Source organism: Sphingobacterium multivorum, assembly GCF_039511225.1.
GTDB lineage: Bacteria > Bacteroidota > Bacteroidia > Sphingobacteriales > Sphingobacteriaceae > Sphingobacterium.
On sequence record NZ_CP154261.1, the window covers coordinates 3,821,827 to 3,836,697 of the forward strand.

15 protein-coding genes and 1 tRNA gene are annotated in these 14,871 nt (G+C 38.4%); 5 read left to right on the forward strand and 11 right to left on the reverse strand.

The features are described 5' to 3' along the window. Nucleotides 1-3 precede the first annotated feature (3 nt). Complete coding sequence (locus AAH582_RS16075) at nucleotides 4-1,272, reverse strand: dihydroorotase (protein ID WP_343318640.1); 1,269 nt, start codon at nucleotides 1,270-1,272, stop codon at nucleotides 4-6. 215 nt (nucleotides 1,273-1,487) lie between these two features. Beyond that, the gene (locus tag AAH582_RS16080) at nucleotides 1,488-2,057 is read right to left on the reverse strand and encodes a UbiX family flavin prenyltransferase (protein ID WP_343318642.1); all 570 of its coding nucleotides are present in this window, start codon (nucleotides 2,055-2,057) and stop codon (nucleotides 1,488-1,490) included. A 349-nt stretch (nucleotides 2,058-2,406) separates the two neighbouring features. Between AAH582_RS16080 and AAH582_RS16085 the strand changes: the two genes are divergently transcribed. Then, nucleotides 2,407-3,057 (forward strand): ankyrin repeat domain-containing protein, encoded by a 651-nt coding sequence (locus AAH582_RS16085; RefSeq protein WP_046674443.1) that lies wholly within the window; start codon nucleotides 2,407-2,409, stop codon nucleotides 3,055-3,057. Here the strand turns inward: AAH582_RS16085 and AAH582_RS16090 are convergent. Both AAH582_RS16090 and ribD read right to left on the reverse strand, forming a co-directional pair. Continuing rightward, complete coding sequence (locus tag AAH582_RS16090; protein WP_343318644.1) at nucleotides 3,054-4,337, reverse strand: DUF2851 family protein; 1,284 nt, start codon at nucleotides 4,335-4,337, stop codon at nucleotides 3,054-3,056. The two genes, AAH582_RS16085 and AAH582_RS16090, sit on opposite strands and share 4 nt — an antisense overlap. A gap of 67 nt (nucleotides 4,338-4,404) precedes the next feature. Next, nucleotides 4,405-5,451, reverse strand: coding sequence for a bifunctional diaminohydroxyphosphoribosylaminopyrimidine deaminase/5-amino-6-(5-phosphoribosylamino)uracil reductase RibD (ribD, locus tag AAH582_RS16095; protein ID WP_046674441.1), 1,047 nt, complete (start codon nucleotides 5,449-5,451; stop codon nucleotides 4,405-4,407). Nucleotides 5,452-5,485: 34 nt separating this feature from the next. On the opposite strand from ribD, the gene prmC reads away from it, so the two are divergent. From prmC to AAH582_RS16110, 3 genes are all read left to right on the forward strand, one after another. Beyond that, the gene (prmC, locus tag AAH582_RS16100) at nucleotides 5,486-6,370 is read left to right on the forward strand and encodes a peptide chain release factor N(5)-glutamine methyltransferase (protein ID WP_343318646.1); all 885 of its coding nucleotides are present in this window, start codon (nucleotides 5,486-5,488) and stop codon (nucleotides 6,368-6,370) included. Between the two features lie 92 nt (nucleotides 6,371-6,462). Next, a tRNA-Lys gene (locus AAH582_RS16105) sits at nucleotides 6,463-6,535 on the forward strand. 246 nt (nucleotides 6,536-6,781) lie between these two features. Next, nucleotides 6,782-7,819 carry a LacI family DNA-binding transcriptional regulator gene (locus AAH582_RS16110; RefSeq protein WP_046674439.1) on the forward strand — a complete coding sequence of 346 codons (1,038 nt, stop codon included), beginning with the start codon at nucleotides 6,782-6,784 and terminating at the stop codon, nucleotides 7,817-7,819. A gap of 95 nt (nucleotides 7,820-7,914) precedes the next feature. Here the strand turns inward: AAH582_RS16110 and AAH582_RS16115 are convergent, their stop codons facing one another. From AAH582_RS16115 to AAH582_RS16130, 4 genes are read right to left on the reverse strand one after another with little or no spacing between them, the layout of a single operon-like run. Next, nucleotides 7,915-8,760, reverse strand: a complete 846-nt coding sequence (locus tag AAH582_RS16115) for a hypothetical protein (protein WP_343318649.1) — start codon at nucleotides 8,758-8,760, stop codon at nucleotides 7,915-7,917. Beyond that, entirely contained in the window at nucleotides 8,757-9,140 is a 384-nt protein-coding gene (locus tag AAH582_RS16120; RefSeq protein ID WP_343318650.1) for a GntR family transcriptional regulator, read from the reverse strand. The genes AAH582_RS16115 and AAH582_RS16120 overlap by 4 nt, the downstream gene beginning before the upstream one ends. A gap of 1 nt (nucleotide 9,141) precedes the next feature. Next, nucleotides 9,142-9,951 carry a hypothetical protein gene (locus tag AAH582_RS16125; protein ID WP_343318652.1) on the reverse strand — a complete coding sequence of 270 codons (810 nt, stop codon included), beginning with the start codon at nucleotides 9,949-9,951 and terminating at the stop codon, nucleotides 9,142-9,144. Continuing rightward, complete coding sequence (locus tag AAH582_RS16130) at nucleotides 9,935-10,786, reverse strand: ABC transporter ATP-binding protein (RefSeq protein ID WP_343318654.1); 852 nt, start codon at nucleotides 10,784-10,786, stop codon at nucleotides 9,935-9,937. Before AAH582_RS16130 ends, AAH582_RS16125 begins: the two co-directional genes overlap by 17 nt. Nucleotides 10,787-11,522: 736 nt before the next feature. On the opposite strand from AAH582_RS16130, the gene AAH582_RS16135 reads away from it, so the two are divergent. Then, nucleotides 11,523-11,999 (forward strand): hypothetical protein, encoded by a 477-nt coding sequence (locus tag AAH582_RS16135; RefSeq protein ID WP_053003732.1) that lies wholly within the window; start codon nucleotides 11,523-11,525, stop codon nucleotides 11,997-11,999. On the opposite strand, the gene AAH582_RS16140 is transcribed toward AAH582_RS16135, so the two are convergent. From AAH582_RS16140 to AAH582_RS16150, 3 genes are read right to left on the reverse strand one after another with little or no spacing between them, the layout of a single operon-like run. Further along, complete coding sequence (locus AAH582_RS16140) at nucleotides 12,000-12,776, reverse strand: enoyl-CoA hydratase/isomerase family protein (protein ID WP_343318657.1); 777 nt, start codon at nucleotides 12,774-12,776, stop codon at nucleotides 12,000-12,002. A 6-nt stretch (nucleotides 12,777-12,782) separates the two neighbouring features. After that, nucleotides 12,783-13,625: a hydroxymethylglutaryl-CoA lyase gene (locus tag AAH582_RS16145; protein WP_343318658.1), complete on the reverse strand. Its 843-nt coding sequence runs from the start codon at nucleotides 13,623-13,625 to the stop codon at nucleotides 12,783-12,785. A 3-nt stretch (nucleotides 13,626-13,628) separates the two neighbouring features. Further along, on the reverse strand, nucleotides 13,629-14,777 hold the full coding sequence (locus tag AAH582_RS16150; RefSeq protein ID WP_343318659.1) for an acyl-CoA dehydrogenase family protein: 1,149 nt from the start codon (nucleotides 14,775-14,777) through the stop codon (nucleotides 13,629-13,631). Between the last annotated feature and the right edge of the window lie 94 nt (nucleotides 14,778-14,871).

Here is a 14,871-nt window from a genome sequence, read left to right on the forward strand (position 1 = left end):
GTTTTAATCGTTTTTTATGATTTGATTATTATTGATGATCAATTCGACAGCACCTTTTAAAGTCTGTCCAAATAATGGCGAATTTTTAGATTTAGATCTATTTGTTGTTTCATCGAAGTTCCAAGTCTTCACGGGGTCAAATACAACAAGATTGGCTATTGCCCCTTCCTCAATAAGAGGAACTTCAAGTCCTAGAATCTGCCGAGGTCTAACTGAAAGACTATTGACAATTTGTTCTTCATTTAATCCAGCACGAACCAGGAGTGGTAATACGGTCTGCAGTCCAATAATTCCATTTTTTGCAATATGGAATTCAACATTCTTAAATTCTATTTCATGCGGCGTATGTTGCGAAACGACAGCATCAATAGTACCGTCCTTAATACCTTTAAGTAACACCTTCAGATCTGCCTTTGTGCGTAATGGGGGGCTTACCTTATAATTACTATCAAAACCGACAATATCTTCGTCAGTAAATACCAATTGGTGTGCAGCAACATCACATGTTACTGAAAGACCTTTTGCTTTCGCTTTTTTTATCAGATCGACAGCTTCTGGAGTACTGATGGATGCAAAATGAATTGGAGCTCCAGTATATTCCGCTAAATACAGATCACGAGAAACCATTAACGATTCGGCCAGGTTAGGAATACCTTTCATTCCCAAATAAGTACTCATCGCACCCTCATTCATTTTGTTTCCACCTGCCATAGACTCATCTTCAGCATGTGAAAAAATCAATCCATCGAATCCCTTAGCGTATAACAACGCTCTGCTCATTAATCCCGCCTGCTGTACACTCCTGTTTCCATCACTAAAAGCGACAGCACCCGTTTGCTTCATATCAAATAGCTCGGCCAGTTCTTTCCCTTCTCTCTTTTTACTGATCGCTCCAATTGGATGTACATCAACAATATTTCCTTTCGCTGTATTGACAATAAGTGCAACCTCGGAACGGCTTTGAATCGCCGGTTCGGTATTCGGCATTACGGCTACTCCAGTAAATCCTCCAGCAGCAGCAGCTGCGCTTCCACTAACGATATCTTCTTTGGTTTCTAATCCAGGTTCTCCAAAATTGGCATGTAGGTCAAAAAAACCTGGCGCTAAAACTTTCCCAGCACCATCTATGGTCTCTATGTTTTTATCAGCTACTTTGACAGATTTTCCAATCTGTGCAATCTTTCCCTTTTCGATAAATACATCAACTTGCTGCTGATGAAATTCGTTACCAGGTAAAATTACTTTAACAGAAGTAATCAATAAGCTTTTCATATATGAATGTGATTGAAATTAAAAGGATACAACTTGTTTATCGAAGCGGGTAGCGTGCGTAGTATGCATGGACAGACGGTGGCTTTATCACTATAAATCATATAGCTATAAATAACTTTTTCGCGTGATGCTCGTGATTGCTTCATTTCGAGAAACAAAGTTACAAAATACAAATTTATTAAAGAACATTAAAAATAGATTTCAACGAGGAAATACTAGGCATTTTCTCCCCACTGATAATGTTTAAATTCAAACCCAGCAAGACTCAAAATCCGATCAACCACAGTTTCTGCAACATCCTCCAAAGTCTTTGGTAAGCTATAGAATGAAGGTGATGCTGGGCAAATGATACCTCCGGCCTCTGTCACCAATTTCATGTTCTGGATATGTATAATACTTAGCGGTGTCTCACGGGTAACCAAAATCAATCTTCGTCGTTCTTTTAGCATAACATCCGCCGCTCGCGTTGTCAGGTCAGAAGACACTCCGTGGGCTATTCTTGATAAGGTCCCCATTGAACACGGACAGACAATCATCGTATCATAGCGAGCTGATCCTGATGCAAAAGGAGCAAAGAAATCACCTTTATCGTAAAATTTGAACGGTACATCCTGATAACTCTCATCGCCTAACTCCGCACGCCATACATCCTTCGCATTATTCGACATTACAATCCCAACTTCTGCGATCTGTGTTTTTAACACCAATAGTTTTTTCAGTAAAACTTCAGCATAGATTGAGCCGCTAGCTCCAGTAATGGCAATAACAATTTTTCTCTTAGACATCTCTTTTAATATAATAAAAACAAAGCTATAAAAAAAGGGTCGTAGTGAGAAACACCCGACCCTACATCTACCTATGAAAAACATGCCCTTGGGAGGGGCTTAACAAAAGTACATCTACTTTTTAATTTACAAAAACATTATATGCATTACTACACATTTGTGTATATAAAATACGCTAAAAACAATGTTTTTCCGGATTTTAAGATCCAATTCACCCCGCAAAAACACCCTTCTTCTAAATTTCAGTTCAATCCAAAGCAAAATTAAATACAACTATTTTCGCAAATCAAATATTTATTCTCGTCAATAAAGTCTATTTTAGTAACAACGTTAGACAATTTGTTAAGACATGAACCTTTCCGTTTTAGAACAATATATTGAAGAAGGCAAAAGCCATGATATCGACTTATTATTGATTGGAAATCCCGAACTTTTACAGGAAACAACGAGTCATGGAATTTCTCCCCTACTATTGGCTTGCTATTACAACAAACCCCAGATCATACGGACACTTTTACAACACACCAAATCCATGACTATCCATGAGGCCTGCGCGGCTGGGTTGACTTCATACGTAGAGGCCATTATTTCGCAAGCACCATCTGTTGTCAATGAATGGTCGTCACAGGGCTTTACGCCATTGACCTTAGCAACATATTTCAACAAAACAGATATTGTCCGTCTTTTACTCGCCAAAAAAGTCAATCCGAATGTCGTAACCAAAAACGAACAGCTCACCACTGCGCTACATATTGCCGCGGCAAACAACAATGATGAGATCGGTAAGTTGCTTATCGACGCTAATGCAGATGTCAATGCCATTCAAGCGACTGGCGAAACCCCACTTCATTTCGCTGCACAATATGGTAATATCGATTTTATTGTTGCCTTACTCGAAAATGGAGCCGACACCAGAATCATCAATATTTCAGGATTAGCTCCAATGGATCTGGCGTATGAAAAAGGCCACAAGGAGATCGCAGAGATTTTAAAGAATTAATTTCTTTTTAAAATTTCAGATCCGATTCTGCAATGAAGGCAGCGTTTCCGATCGCAGTAAAATCTCTTTAATTGTAAAATCCCCTGACTCTGCAAGGCGCTTTGAGCATGCCAGCCATATTGAGCAAACTGTCTCACAACACCATTTTTTTCTGCAGGAAGCTGCTCCAAAAGATCTAAGGCCTTATCAATATAGGCCTGAATACTGAAATATTTACCATATGAAAAAAGAAATACGATAATTACATTAATAACAAGTGTATCAATAGTTTCTTTACCTAATCGAACCGATTTTTTCATCTTCGTTTTTATACCGAAAGAAAAATTTCCGCCAAAATAACAGTCCAACGATTCTATGCTAAATAATTTTCGGGCAGTCTCCAAATCATCTACGGCCAAAATCTGGGCAACTCGCAACTCGTTCTTACTAAACAAAACAGCTAATTGAGCGATTCGCCGTTCGGGAAAATTGTAGGGTCTCATTCTCATCCTTTTCCAAATCCCATAAGTAACTTCTATACCGTGGATATGCTTTTGATACTCAAATTCGCCGGCTAGCTGCTTCATATACTCGCTGCCTGGCATCTGAATTAACAACCCGCTGATTCCAAAGAAAAGAGCTTCTATTTTAAACAGGTTTGAACGATATTTTTGTAAAATGTTCAAAGGTAATTTTTCCCCAAGCTCCTGAAATGTATCGGCATTAACCTTCAATCCCATACATCTGCAGACCCACACCCATAACGTTTTTTCCCAATCTGTATTAAATTGTTTTAAAATCACCAAAATTTGTTGAACCTTCATTTCCAGACGCTCAATAGATAAAGTACTCAGCCACATGGATTTTTTCAAAAGATCCACTGAACCAAGCTGAAATTCACAAGGTATCGAACTTTTTGTGTTCATCATTGTTGAATACCTGTCTAACAGAGGTTGTTCCACATATTCCGAAAGCACCAATGTCGGTATAGATGTCCCATCGTTTCGGTAGATAACTTTATCATTTTTCCAAACCACATGTAAGATAACGTTATTATAAACAACATCATCTTGGTGACCATGTCGATCCCAATCCGAAGATTGAACATGTATCTCGACATGACCAAACCAATCATCATCTTTATACCTAATATGTGACATGAGAAAATCGGGGCCGGAATCTGTATTATATTGCCCTACATCAACAACGACCAAGGATTCTCCATCCGTAGAATGCAGCCCATTTGCATGGAATAGCCGAAGTTTCCAGATAAACTGCATTAAGTTTTCTGTAACTAACATAATTGTAATTTTAAGAATTAAATTAACCGGCTATGGCTTATAATTCCCTAAATATACAATTTAATCATTACTGTTTCTTATAGATTTTTAACAGATCATTGGAAACCAATTTGCTTTCTAGCAATTGTCCGTTAAATTGAGGAGCCTCAATCCCGTTCAATACGGTTGTCTCAGACTCAAATACCCTTGCCTCATCCCAAAGATCTGCATCTATAAACATCTGTAGGGTCGCACGTCCACCTTCTATGATGATCGACTGAATATCCATTAAATATAGTTGATAAAGAATATTCTGCGGCAGATACAACCCGTAATTTTCAAGCTCAATATACTTAATGTTTGCCTCCCATGCAGTCTTTTTAGCATTGAACACAATTGTATCAGCTTGCTCATTGAGAATATTGGCATCTCGTGGGATAGCAAGATCTCTATCTAAAAGGATACGTAATGGATTGCTACCCTGCCAATCTCTTACAGTCAGACTTGGATTGTCTACAACTGCGGTATTTGTACCAACCAAAATGGCGTCTTCTTCCGCTCTCCAACGGTGAGCCAACTGTCGGCTAGCTGCATTACTTATCCAAACCTGTTTGTCCCTTTGTCCTATAAAACCGTCCTTGGTTTGTGCCCATTTTAAAATAACATAGGGACGGAATTGACCAATACGTGTAAAAAACCGACGGTTGAGCCATACGGCCTCTTTTTCCAGTAAACCAATTTCAACCTCAATCCCCACTTCCCGTAGTATCTCCACACCCTTTCCATTAACCTTTGCGAAAGGATCCAAACAGGCTATAAAAACTTTCAAAGGTTTCAGCTCCGCGATCATATTGGCGCAGGGGGGCGTCTTCCCATAATGCGCGCAAGGTTCAAGGCTGACATAAAAAGTACTTCTCTCAATAAGCCGTTTTGCTTCTTCCCCATACTTTTGCATCACCTGCTGTACCGCATTGACCTCAGCGTGCGGCCCACCATATGGAGAAGTATATCCTTCACCGATAATTTTACCGTCCAAAACAATGACAGCCCCAACCATTGGGTTGGGACTCACTGACCCCGCACCCATTTGGGCCAGTTCCAAACAACGATGCATATAGTACTTGTGCATATCCATAGGTACAAATCTATGAAAATCGTACCTTTGACACATGAAAATACTTCAAGATTTCGAATTATTATTTCAAGAGGAGCTTCGGCAGTTATATGAGGAAGATGAAATAAAAGCAATATTCTTCCTAGTAGTTGCCGAAACATTTGGATTAAACAGAACCAACTATCAATTGAGAAAAACCGATATCGTCAACGAGGCGGATAAGGCCGAAGTACGCAGTATCCTTCAGGATCTAAAAAAGCACAGACCTATACAGTACATACTCAATAAAGCAGATTTTTATGGGGAGGTTTTCCAGGTCAATGAATCAGTCCTCATTCCACGCCAGGAAACTGAAGAGCTGGTCGATCTGATTATCAAAAACCACAAAGCTTCTCAAAACCTGAAAATTATTGACATAGGAACTGGTTCGGGCTGCATTTCGATCACTTTATCAAAACACCTCAATAATGCTCAAGTAACAACGGTAGATATATCAAAAGAGGCGATAAAAACAGCACAAGAAAATGCGAAGATTTTAAAAACTCAGGTTCAATTTATCAATGCGGATATATTTGAATGGGAATACATCTTTTCTGATCAGCAATATCATATCATCGTATCCAATCCGCCCTACATTACTCCGGGAGAAAAACAACATATGAATCAAAATGTATTGGCTTACGAACCGGAGCTAGCTTTATTTATCGAAGAAAGTGCCCCATTGATTTTTTACGATGTTATTTCATCCTTCGCGCTACAACATTTAGCCCCAAATGGGGATCTATATTTTGAAATCAACCAATATCTTGGCGCAGAAATGAAAGAACTTATGGTCAAAAAAGGATTCGAACAGGTCAAACTCATAAAAGATATCAATGGAGCAGACCGAATAATCCATGCAAAAAAAAACGCGATAAAAAATAATCCATTTATTTATTAAGCAGTTAAGGCCTTTTCGTTAAAATTTGCACGCTATAATTTGGCATATATCAAAAGAAATTCTACCTTTGCATCACTTTCAAAAACAGAAAGGATTCCGTAGCTCAGCTGGTAGAGCAATACACTTTTAATGTATGGGTCCTGGGTTCGAATCCCAGCGGGATCACTAAAAAAAGCTAATCGCAGGATTAGCTTTTTTTGTTTAACACTTGCGGAAAACTTCTTTTTCATCAACAACGCTTTTCTTGATCTCCATTTGAAAACATGTTTTTTATCTTATCTTTATAATTTCAAGAATTTACGGGCTTAATACATTAAAAATAGCAGCCGATAATTCAAGAATAATTCTAGCGCTATCTTACCATCGTATTGACGCTAGAACGTTTGTAATCAATGAAAGAGGATCGAGCACATGAAGAGATTTACGTTAAAAGAGATTGGCCAACAGTTAAACCTTTCTCCAGGAACCATTTCCAAAGCACTAAATGATAGCCATGAAATAAGCGCAGAAACAAAAAAGTTAATTTTAGATTTCACGCAGAAAATTAATTATATACCAAATTTCTCCGCAAAAAGCTTAAAAACGGGGCGATCAAACACCCTAGCGATCATTGTTCCATTTATCTCAAGCTCATTTTTCTTCGATTTCTACGAAGAGATCTCCCACATTCTATCGCAGACGAATTATAAGCTGATTCTATTGCAAACCTTTAACGATGAGAAAAAAGAAAAAGAAGCGCTAGAACTTTGCATACAAAGCAATATCGAAGGAGTAATCATTTCCCCTGTAAAAAATGACTCGAGCCTATCGCTTTTGTTTTATATGATGGACCAGGTTTGCCCTGTTATTATTTTTGACCGAATAAACCATCAGCTCGATACATTCAAAATCGGAATCCAAAACAACAAGGTCATCTACCAGGCAACAGAAGAAATGATCAAAAACAAACGCGAAAACATCATTCTTTTATTATGCAAAGATATCGGTGGAAATGTAAGCAGAATAAAAGGATATAAAGATGCCCTCTTTAACGCCTCTATTCCTTTTAAAGAAGAAAATATTGTTGAAATATCCTACTCAAGCCCCAAAGATAATATCGATGACGAACTGGAAAGCAAAATAAACACGTTATTAAATAAGCCCTCCGCTCCAAACGCACTCCTCTCAACGACAGACACCTTGTCGCTAAAAGTCTTGCACATATTAAATAAATTAAAGGTGAAAATTCCTGACGACATGAACTTAATTGGCTTTAGCAACACCCCTTTTGCCAACAGTCTCAACCCATCTTTAACAACAATCACCCAGCCGACACAGCTTATGGCAGAAAAATCAGTAGAGCTTCTCTTGCAGATGTTAAAGAAAAAAAACAAAAAGAATTATTTCGAATTCGAAACGTATTTTTTGGACTGCAGCATAGAACACCGAAAATCTACATCATCCCTTTAAAGAAAGCGTCAAAACTCCGCTATGGAATTTTGACGCTTTCAAAGTATAACTAGCTTTGCAATCCACCACCCATTGCGCAATCCGTCAATAAAGTCTTATTTAATTAAGGACCGTAACGCATGGACAGGCAAATCTATTTTCGTATCGTTGGACAAACTTCCGTTCAGCGCCCCCCATTGTAAGCTATCTAACCGAACAGACGACTTCCCTTCTGTTTTGATATTCAGAAGACCAACTTTGGCTTCAGGCCCTTTCCTATTGAAATAAACTTCTGAGTTGTTTGCAACAATATCTGCACGTTGATAATTCGTACGCGGAAGTCCCAAAACACTATTCGTCGTGTTAACAAATAAACGATTGACAAGAGAATTTCCCCGACTGTCAGTTCCACCAAAATCATCAATAGTGGAATTTGTAAGGTTTAGATTCAACGTATTTATAACGGATTTCTCCGCAAGGGATAACACATCAACACTATCACCGACAACAGTCAACTCGTCCAACTTGGCAGATAACTCGTTAATACCCGCATTTTTTAATTTTAAAACCTTAAGATCAGGCGAAAAAATATAAATTGACTTATAAAATCCCTCTCCTCCAGGTAAAAGATCTAAGGTAAGATTGCCAGACTGATCGACATTCGTTTTCACAAAGTCAGCTTGACTTTTATTAACTTTAACCATAAACTTATCACTTTTCACCCAATACAACCCTATACCACTTTCATTGGTACCTACAAGATAAAGCTTATCGAAAGCCGCCAGAGGGAACGACCGGTAATAAACATCTTTCGCACCTGGCTTCGATACCTCCTGCTCAACAGCGGCATTATATTTTTTCGCATCAACCCGATTTATACTAACTAGGTAGGATGCGACAAGCATCGGAACCGCGAATAAGCCTATTGCTAATCCCATTATTATTTTTGTACTTAATTTCATGACTCATTTTGATTAAAATTCTGACTAACAAAACGTTTATAGCGCTGATCCAATTCATCCAAACCAATTTCTAGCAAATAAATATTACGAAAAAATAGTGGAAGGTCCTCTTCTAGAAAAATTGCTTTTCTATATGACTTCACATTTTTCACAGAATCTTGTGTCAGAAAAAAACCGATCCCACGCTTATTTGCTATAATTTCCTTCTGCTGTAACATATCATAGGTCCGCATTACAGTATTGGGATTAACCTCCATCTGTACTGCCAACTCCCTTACCGATGGAAGTTTTTCATCCACTTTCCAAGTCGCTAGCAAGATATGGTCACATACATATTCGGCGATCTGAAGGTAAATGGCTTTATTTGCATTGAACTCCATGTTAAATCTCCTTTTCTTTTAACCTTAAAAAAGCAACTCCCCAAATCATTAGGGTAAGAAACACTCCCACTGCGCCAATCAATGCAAAAATGTGATTTGAATCAGACCAATAATTATTATCCATGACACCCACAGTATCCTGGGTTTGGGTTTTCATCAAATAAACAAAGAGGCACATCCAAACAACACAATAAAGCACGAGAAAAATAGCAGTCTTTACATATTGATAGTTGTTATATACAATGCCGCCAAGTAAGAAGATAGCATTTAGAAGAAAGGGCAAAAAACAAAAATAATAAGCTGGATCCGGATAGCTTACATTAAAGAAATATGACCAAACATCAACACTGATTTCCTCCCCAGCAGCATGAATTTCTTTCACAGTCACTGAGCCAAAACTCCTCAAATAAGAGACAAATACCAGATCGATCAAATAAAACACCAATAAATAAGAGCCAATACTCACCACAACTGTATAGAAGAGACTCACCAAGAATTTCTCCAACTGTGAAGCCGGAATCATCAATTCAAAAATCGCCCGAGTTTTCTTCCCTAAATCTGCAAAATAACTGCTCGAGATGACTGTCACAAAAAAGAGGCCCAGGATACAAAATAATGGTGCTCTGAAATTTAGCACCGAATAAACAGTGTTCTTCTTGATATCATCATAATTTGACCCAAAGTTAACCGCGTAAAAACCAAAAATTACCCCAGCAATAATTCCAATTGACATTAGATAAATTCGGCCAAAACCAATCCATTGTCTTCGAATCAGCCCCAAAAAACGCGTAGAGTTAAATAGATTTGACATATTCATCATGTTTTATAAGGTTCGTAATCTTTTCCTTGCACTGTAGAACAGCATTAAATAACAGCTCCAGATCCAGCTTCGAATCTTCTGCCGCCGAGTTTGGAAGAATTACATTAAAACCACTCACCCCTTCTTCGGAATAGAGTGTATCCAAAGGCAATTCTCTTACTTTTTTGAAGCATAAACGATCAGTAATCACATGCATCGGAGCATTAAGTGCCACCTTATGATCATCAAGCAAAATAACAGCGTCAATAAGATTATCCAGATCACGTACTTGATGTGTCGAAATAATCACACACCGATCTTCCGTTATCGAAGAAGCCATGATCTTCCGGAACTGAACCTTAGAAGGAATATCCAATCCATTAGTTGGCTCATCCATAATGATCACTTTAGTGTTCGAAGCCAAACCAAAGGAAATAATGTATTTCTTTTTCTGCCCGTAACTCATACTAGCCAGTTTTTGCTCGACTGGAATATCGAACTCATCGATAAGACGATCAAAATATTCGCGATTAAATTTGGGGTAAAAACCTGCATTTGCCTTCAGAAACTGTTCGGATTTTACCGCAGGCAAATAAAATTCTTCGGGAATAAAACTAATCTCCCTTAACAAGGAAGGTTCCCTTCTGTTAGGATTATGCCCCAGTACATCGACTCGCCCTGAAATAGGATAGACCAAACCGGCAATATTCTTAAGCAAAGTCGATTTGCCGGCACCATTTTTCCCTAATAAACCATAGATATGCCCCTGCTTCAACTCAAGATCCATCTGAACAAAGAGTGGCCTCGATTTACTATAGCTGAAATTTAGATTTTGGATAGTAACCATACTACTGTATTATTTAATTAATACACTAATATAAAAGTAAACTTGATATAATTCCAAAAATATGTTAAAAAATATATAAATCTCAATTTACCTCTCTTCTCATTTCACCGCATGCAATCCGTAAATTTAACGGCAAACACATCTAAATATAAAATTTATATAAATCAATAAAAAATAATGAAAAACAGATATTTATTAAAAAAAATTACAAAATTCATAATACATAAAATCCAACTTTGACCATTACTTGACACCCATTTAATACCCTATACTAATTTAAACCCCCAGAAAAATCAAAATAACCGCGCTCTAAGCCAAAATAGATTAAAAACCACACTAACCCTCGCAAACCCTAAAACAGTGCCGTAGACGAGCTAAAAACGATCCAAAACAAAGTATACAATAACATCATAACTATTGGGTCTAGGTTTGTTCTTATCACACAAATCGTACAACGATCTTTCTAACGATTACCGTGTCATTCTTCATACTGTCAGTTTATACCATCAAAAAAACAGTAAATAACGCTCGGAATCGGTATTAACCAGAAGTTAATAACAACACAAAACAAACTAACAATCAGTAAATTAATAATATTATATAAAGAATAAATAGATGTAAATATATCACTTGGTTATTTAAGGCGAATGCTCAAACAATGAAAATACACGTTATTTTTAATGAGCGTCGTAGATTCTAATAGCATTCAATCTATTTTATTTTCATCTTTGTTTGTATGATGAATTACATTTATCCTTTCATCCTAGCGATGCATTCTTTATGGAGATGGGAAGTACTGATGATACTGGCCATTAGTCTCGTCGACTTCTTTTACAAAAGAAAAAAGGAACTTCCATTCTCCCCTATCGATCAATTTCTTGTAAAAACAACGGTTATTTCCTTCTATATTCAGCTAGCTATGGGTGTTGGCCTCTATGTATTGAGCCCCATTACACAATACTTCCTGCAACATTTCAACAAAGCAGTTCATCTGAGGCAGATTCGCTTCTTCGGAATGGAACACAGTAGCATGATGATTATTGCCGCAATTTGCTTAACATTAGGTGTCCTTAAAAGTAGAAACGCCGATACAAGCGATCGACGTTTCAAAATATTATTCATCTGGTTTGGACTAGCTCTACTGATTATCCTTAGTTCTATTCCTTGGGAATTCTCCCCCTTGACAAGCAGACCGAGTTTTCGATCATTTTAATTAGCTATTTTTCCAATTAGCGTTTCTTTTATCACGCATGGCATCCATTCCTTCTTTGAAATCATCGGATCTACGCAAATCCGCCAATGCATCTAAGAGAAAACTATACTTATCATCAAAGCCTCGTTCTTTTAGTCTTCGGAGTGCACCATAACCCCTTGCTATAGCCAAGGGAGCATTTTTAAGGATAGTTTCTCTCAATTCGACCAAGGCAGTTTCTTCAACATCCAAAACTCCGTACAGGATGCCCTTATCCAACGCCTCCTGAGCAGAAAAAGAACTTCCCCTGATACAGAGATCCATCGCTTTCCTTTCAGGCATATATTCCATAAGTAAGGCCAATACCTGAAATGGAAAGAGTCCGATTTTTACTTCCGGCAAAGAAAAACGTACATGGGGCAGTGCAAATAAGTAAGTGCAAGATAATGCAATCAAAAAACCACCTGCAATAACATCTCCCCTAACAACGCAGATTGAAGGCTTATCTAAACAGGCAAATATTTCTGCCAAAGACTTTTCAACCTTTGGAATAGCCGGGTTACCGATATCCACTGTAGGATCTTCAAAAGCTTTAAGATCCATACCGGCACAGAACACTGGACCTTCAGCCTCTATTTGTACTAAACGAATATCGGGATTGCTATTCGCCAGATTCAATGCATAGGCGATTTCGTTCACCATAGTCGGACTAAAAGCATTTCTTTTATCCGAACGGGCCAGCGTCAAATTGAACACATGCTGCTGAATGCGCACCTTTATAAAATTTAGTTTTTCCATCTCCCTCTACAAAATCATTTCCCTGAAGCTATGCTCCAATCCGATTATTTCAGCATCAGTTCCTCGTCCAAAATACTGCAACAAGAGCTCTGAAGGTATATTGCCAACCAAATCATCTTTTGCAAATGGACAACCGCCATAACCAAGTAATGCACCTTCAAATTTACGGCAGCCGGCGAGATAAGCGGCGTCAATCTTTGCCATGCTCTCCTCTCGCCTTGCATGAAAATGTGCCCCTATTTCTAGTTGTGGAAAACGAGCTTTAACAATACTAAATAATGCTGAAATCTGATTCGCATCGGCTTCTGAAGTAGTATCTGCCAAAGAAAATTCCCGGATACCCAGATCGTATAATTTCCCGATCCACTCTTCTACCAATAGTGGTGACCAAGGATCGTTGTAGGGGTTCCCAAAAGCCATGCTAATATAAATAACCAAAGATTTATGATTAGCGTCGGCCAAAGCTTTCATTTCTTTTACCTGCTGATAAGAAGCTGCCAAGCCCATATTCGTATTTCGCAATTGAAATGTTTCCGATATTGAAAATGGATACCCTAAAAAATCGATTTTCTCCTCTTGAGCTGCCTCTTGTGCCCCCCGTAAATTGGCTACAATCGCCAATAATTTCACTTTATCGGTCTTTCTGATTCCTTCCAGTACTGCTTTTGTATCCGCCAACTGCGGAACTGCTTTCGGCGAAACGAAAGATCCAAAATCAATAACATCAAACAGCCCACTTTCGATTAACGTATTGATATGTTTAATTTTCTTAGCTGTCTCAATAAAGTTATGAAGCCCTTGAACAGCGTCTCTTGGGCAATCAACCAATACAACTTGATCCCTCATCATATGCTATAAAATATCTTTCTCAATCTCTCTAGCGATCACCATTTTCTGAATACTTGAAGTCCCCTCACCTATTGTACAAAGTTTAGCATCTCTAAAAAATTTCTCAGCAGGATAGTCCTTTGTAAATCCGTAGCCACCAAAGATCTGCACAGATTCATTTGAGACACTAACGGCGGCCTCTGAAGCATAAAGTTTAGCCATCGCACCAATTTTAGAAACACGCTCTCCATGATCCTTTAAATAGCCCGCCTGCCTCGTCAACAGTTCGCTGGCCTCCACCTGTGTAGCCATATCTGCAAGCGCAAAAGAAACTGCCTGAAATTCGTAAATCTTTTTCCCAAATTGCTCACGCTCGTGCGCATATTTCAACGCACATTCGTAAGCTCCGCGGGCAATACCCAAAGAAAGTGCCGCAATAGAAATACGTCCGCCATCCAATAATTTTAGGGCCTGCACAAACCCTTGCCCTTCCTCACCGATGAGTTGATCCCGATGAATCCGACAATTATCAAAAAACAGACAGGCAGTTTCTGAGGCGCGCATCCCTAATTTATTTTCTTTCTTTCCTGCGGTAAATCCAGGTGTACCTTTCTCAACAATGAAAGCTGACATCCCTTTTTTATTTCCTTTAGCCCCCGTCCGCGCAATAACGACAGCAACACTAGAACTGATGGCATGCGTGATAAAATTCTTAGAACCATTTAACACGTAGTGATCACCATCTCTCTCCGCAAATGTCGTCATGCCACCCGCGTCCGAACCAGAACCGGTTTCTGTAAGTCCCCAGGCACCAATCCATTCAGCTGTCGCCAACTTTGGAAGATAACGCTTCTTCTGTTCTTCACTGGCAAAACTTAATATATGATTTGTGCACAGCGAATTATGCGCCGCCACAGAAAGCCCGATTGAACCACACACCTTGGAAATCTCATCCAAAACAGTAATGTATTCCTGGTATCCAAGTCCCGATCCCCCATATTCTTCAGGAACGATCACCCCCATGAAACCGTGTTCGCCTAACTTTTTAAAAACTTCTATTGGAAATATTTGGGCTTCGTCCCATTCCATCACATAAGGTTTGATATGATACTGTGCAAAATCCCGTGCACTTTGTCTGATCATATCCATTTGTTGTTTATTTTCAATAAACATAAGCATGAATATTAAATTTACAATCGGTAATTCAATTCAAATATATCAAAATATTTAGGAATAAAATTGCAAATATTTTAAAATTTTATTTTAA

Excerpts from the sequence above, each read along its gene's own strand:
- AAH582_RS16075 (WP_343318640.1), bottom strand. The coding sequence starts at position 1,272 with ATGAAAAGCTTATTGATTACTTCTGTTAAAGTAATTTTACCTGGTAAC.
- AAH582_RS16080 (WP_343318642.1), bottom strand. The coding sequence starts at position 2,057 with ATGTCTAAGAGAAAAATTGTTATTGCCATTACTGGAGCTAGCGGCTCA.
- AAH582_RS16085 (WP_046674443.1), top strand. The coding sequence starts at position 2,407 with ATGAACCTTTCCGTTTTAGAACAATATATTGAAGAAGGCAAAAGCCAT.
- AAH582_RS16090 (WP_343318644.1), bottom strand. The coding sequence starts at position 4,337 with ATGTTAGTTACAGAAAACTTAATGCAGTTTATCTGGAAACTTCGGCTA.
- ribD (WP_046674441.1), bottom strand. The coding sequence starts at position 5,451 with ATGGATATGCACAAGTACTATATGCATCGTTGTTTGGAACTGGCCCAA.
- prmC (WP_343318646.1), top strand. The coding sequence starts at position 5,486 with ATGAAAATACTTCAAGATTTCGAATTATTATTTCAAGAGGAGCTTCGG.
- AAH582_RS16110 (WP_046674439.1), top strand. The coding sequence starts at position 6,782 with ATGAAGAGATTTACGTTAAAAGAGATTGGCCAACAGTTAAACCTTTCT.
- AAH582_RS16115 (WP_343318649.1), bottom strand. The coding sequence starts at position 8,760 with ATGAAATTAAGTACAAAAATAATAATGGGATTAGCAATAGGCTTATTC.
- AAH582_RS16120 (WP_343318650.1), bottom strand. The coding sequence starts at position 9,140 with ATGGAGTTCAATGCAAATAAAGCCATTTACCTTCAGATCGCCGAATAT.
- AAH582_RS16125 (WP_343318652.1), bottom strand. The coding sequence starts at position 9,951 with ATGTCAAATCTATTTAACTCTACGCGTTTTTTGGGGCTGATTCGAAGA.
- AAH582_RS16130 (WP_343318654.1), bottom strand. The coding sequence starts at position 10,786 with ATGGTTACTATCCAAAATCTAAATTTCAGCTATAGTAAATCGAGGCCA.
- AAH582_RS16135 (WP_053003732.1), top strand. The coding sequence starts at position 11,523 with ATGATGAATTACATTTATCCTTTCATCCTAGCGATGCATTCTTTATGG.
- AAH582_RS16140 (WP_343318657.1), bottom strand. The coding sequence starts at position 12,776 with ATGGAAAAACTAAATTTTATAAAGGTGCGCATTCAGCAGCATGTGTTC.
- AAH582_RS16145 (WP_343318658.1), bottom strand. The coding sequence starts at position 13,625 with ATGATGAGGGATCAAGTTGTATTGGTTGATTGCCCAAGAGACGCTGTT.
- AAH582_RS16150 (WP_343318659.1), bottom strand. The coding sequence starts at position 14,777 with ATGTTTATTGAAAATAAACAACAAATGGATATGATCAGACAAAGTGCA.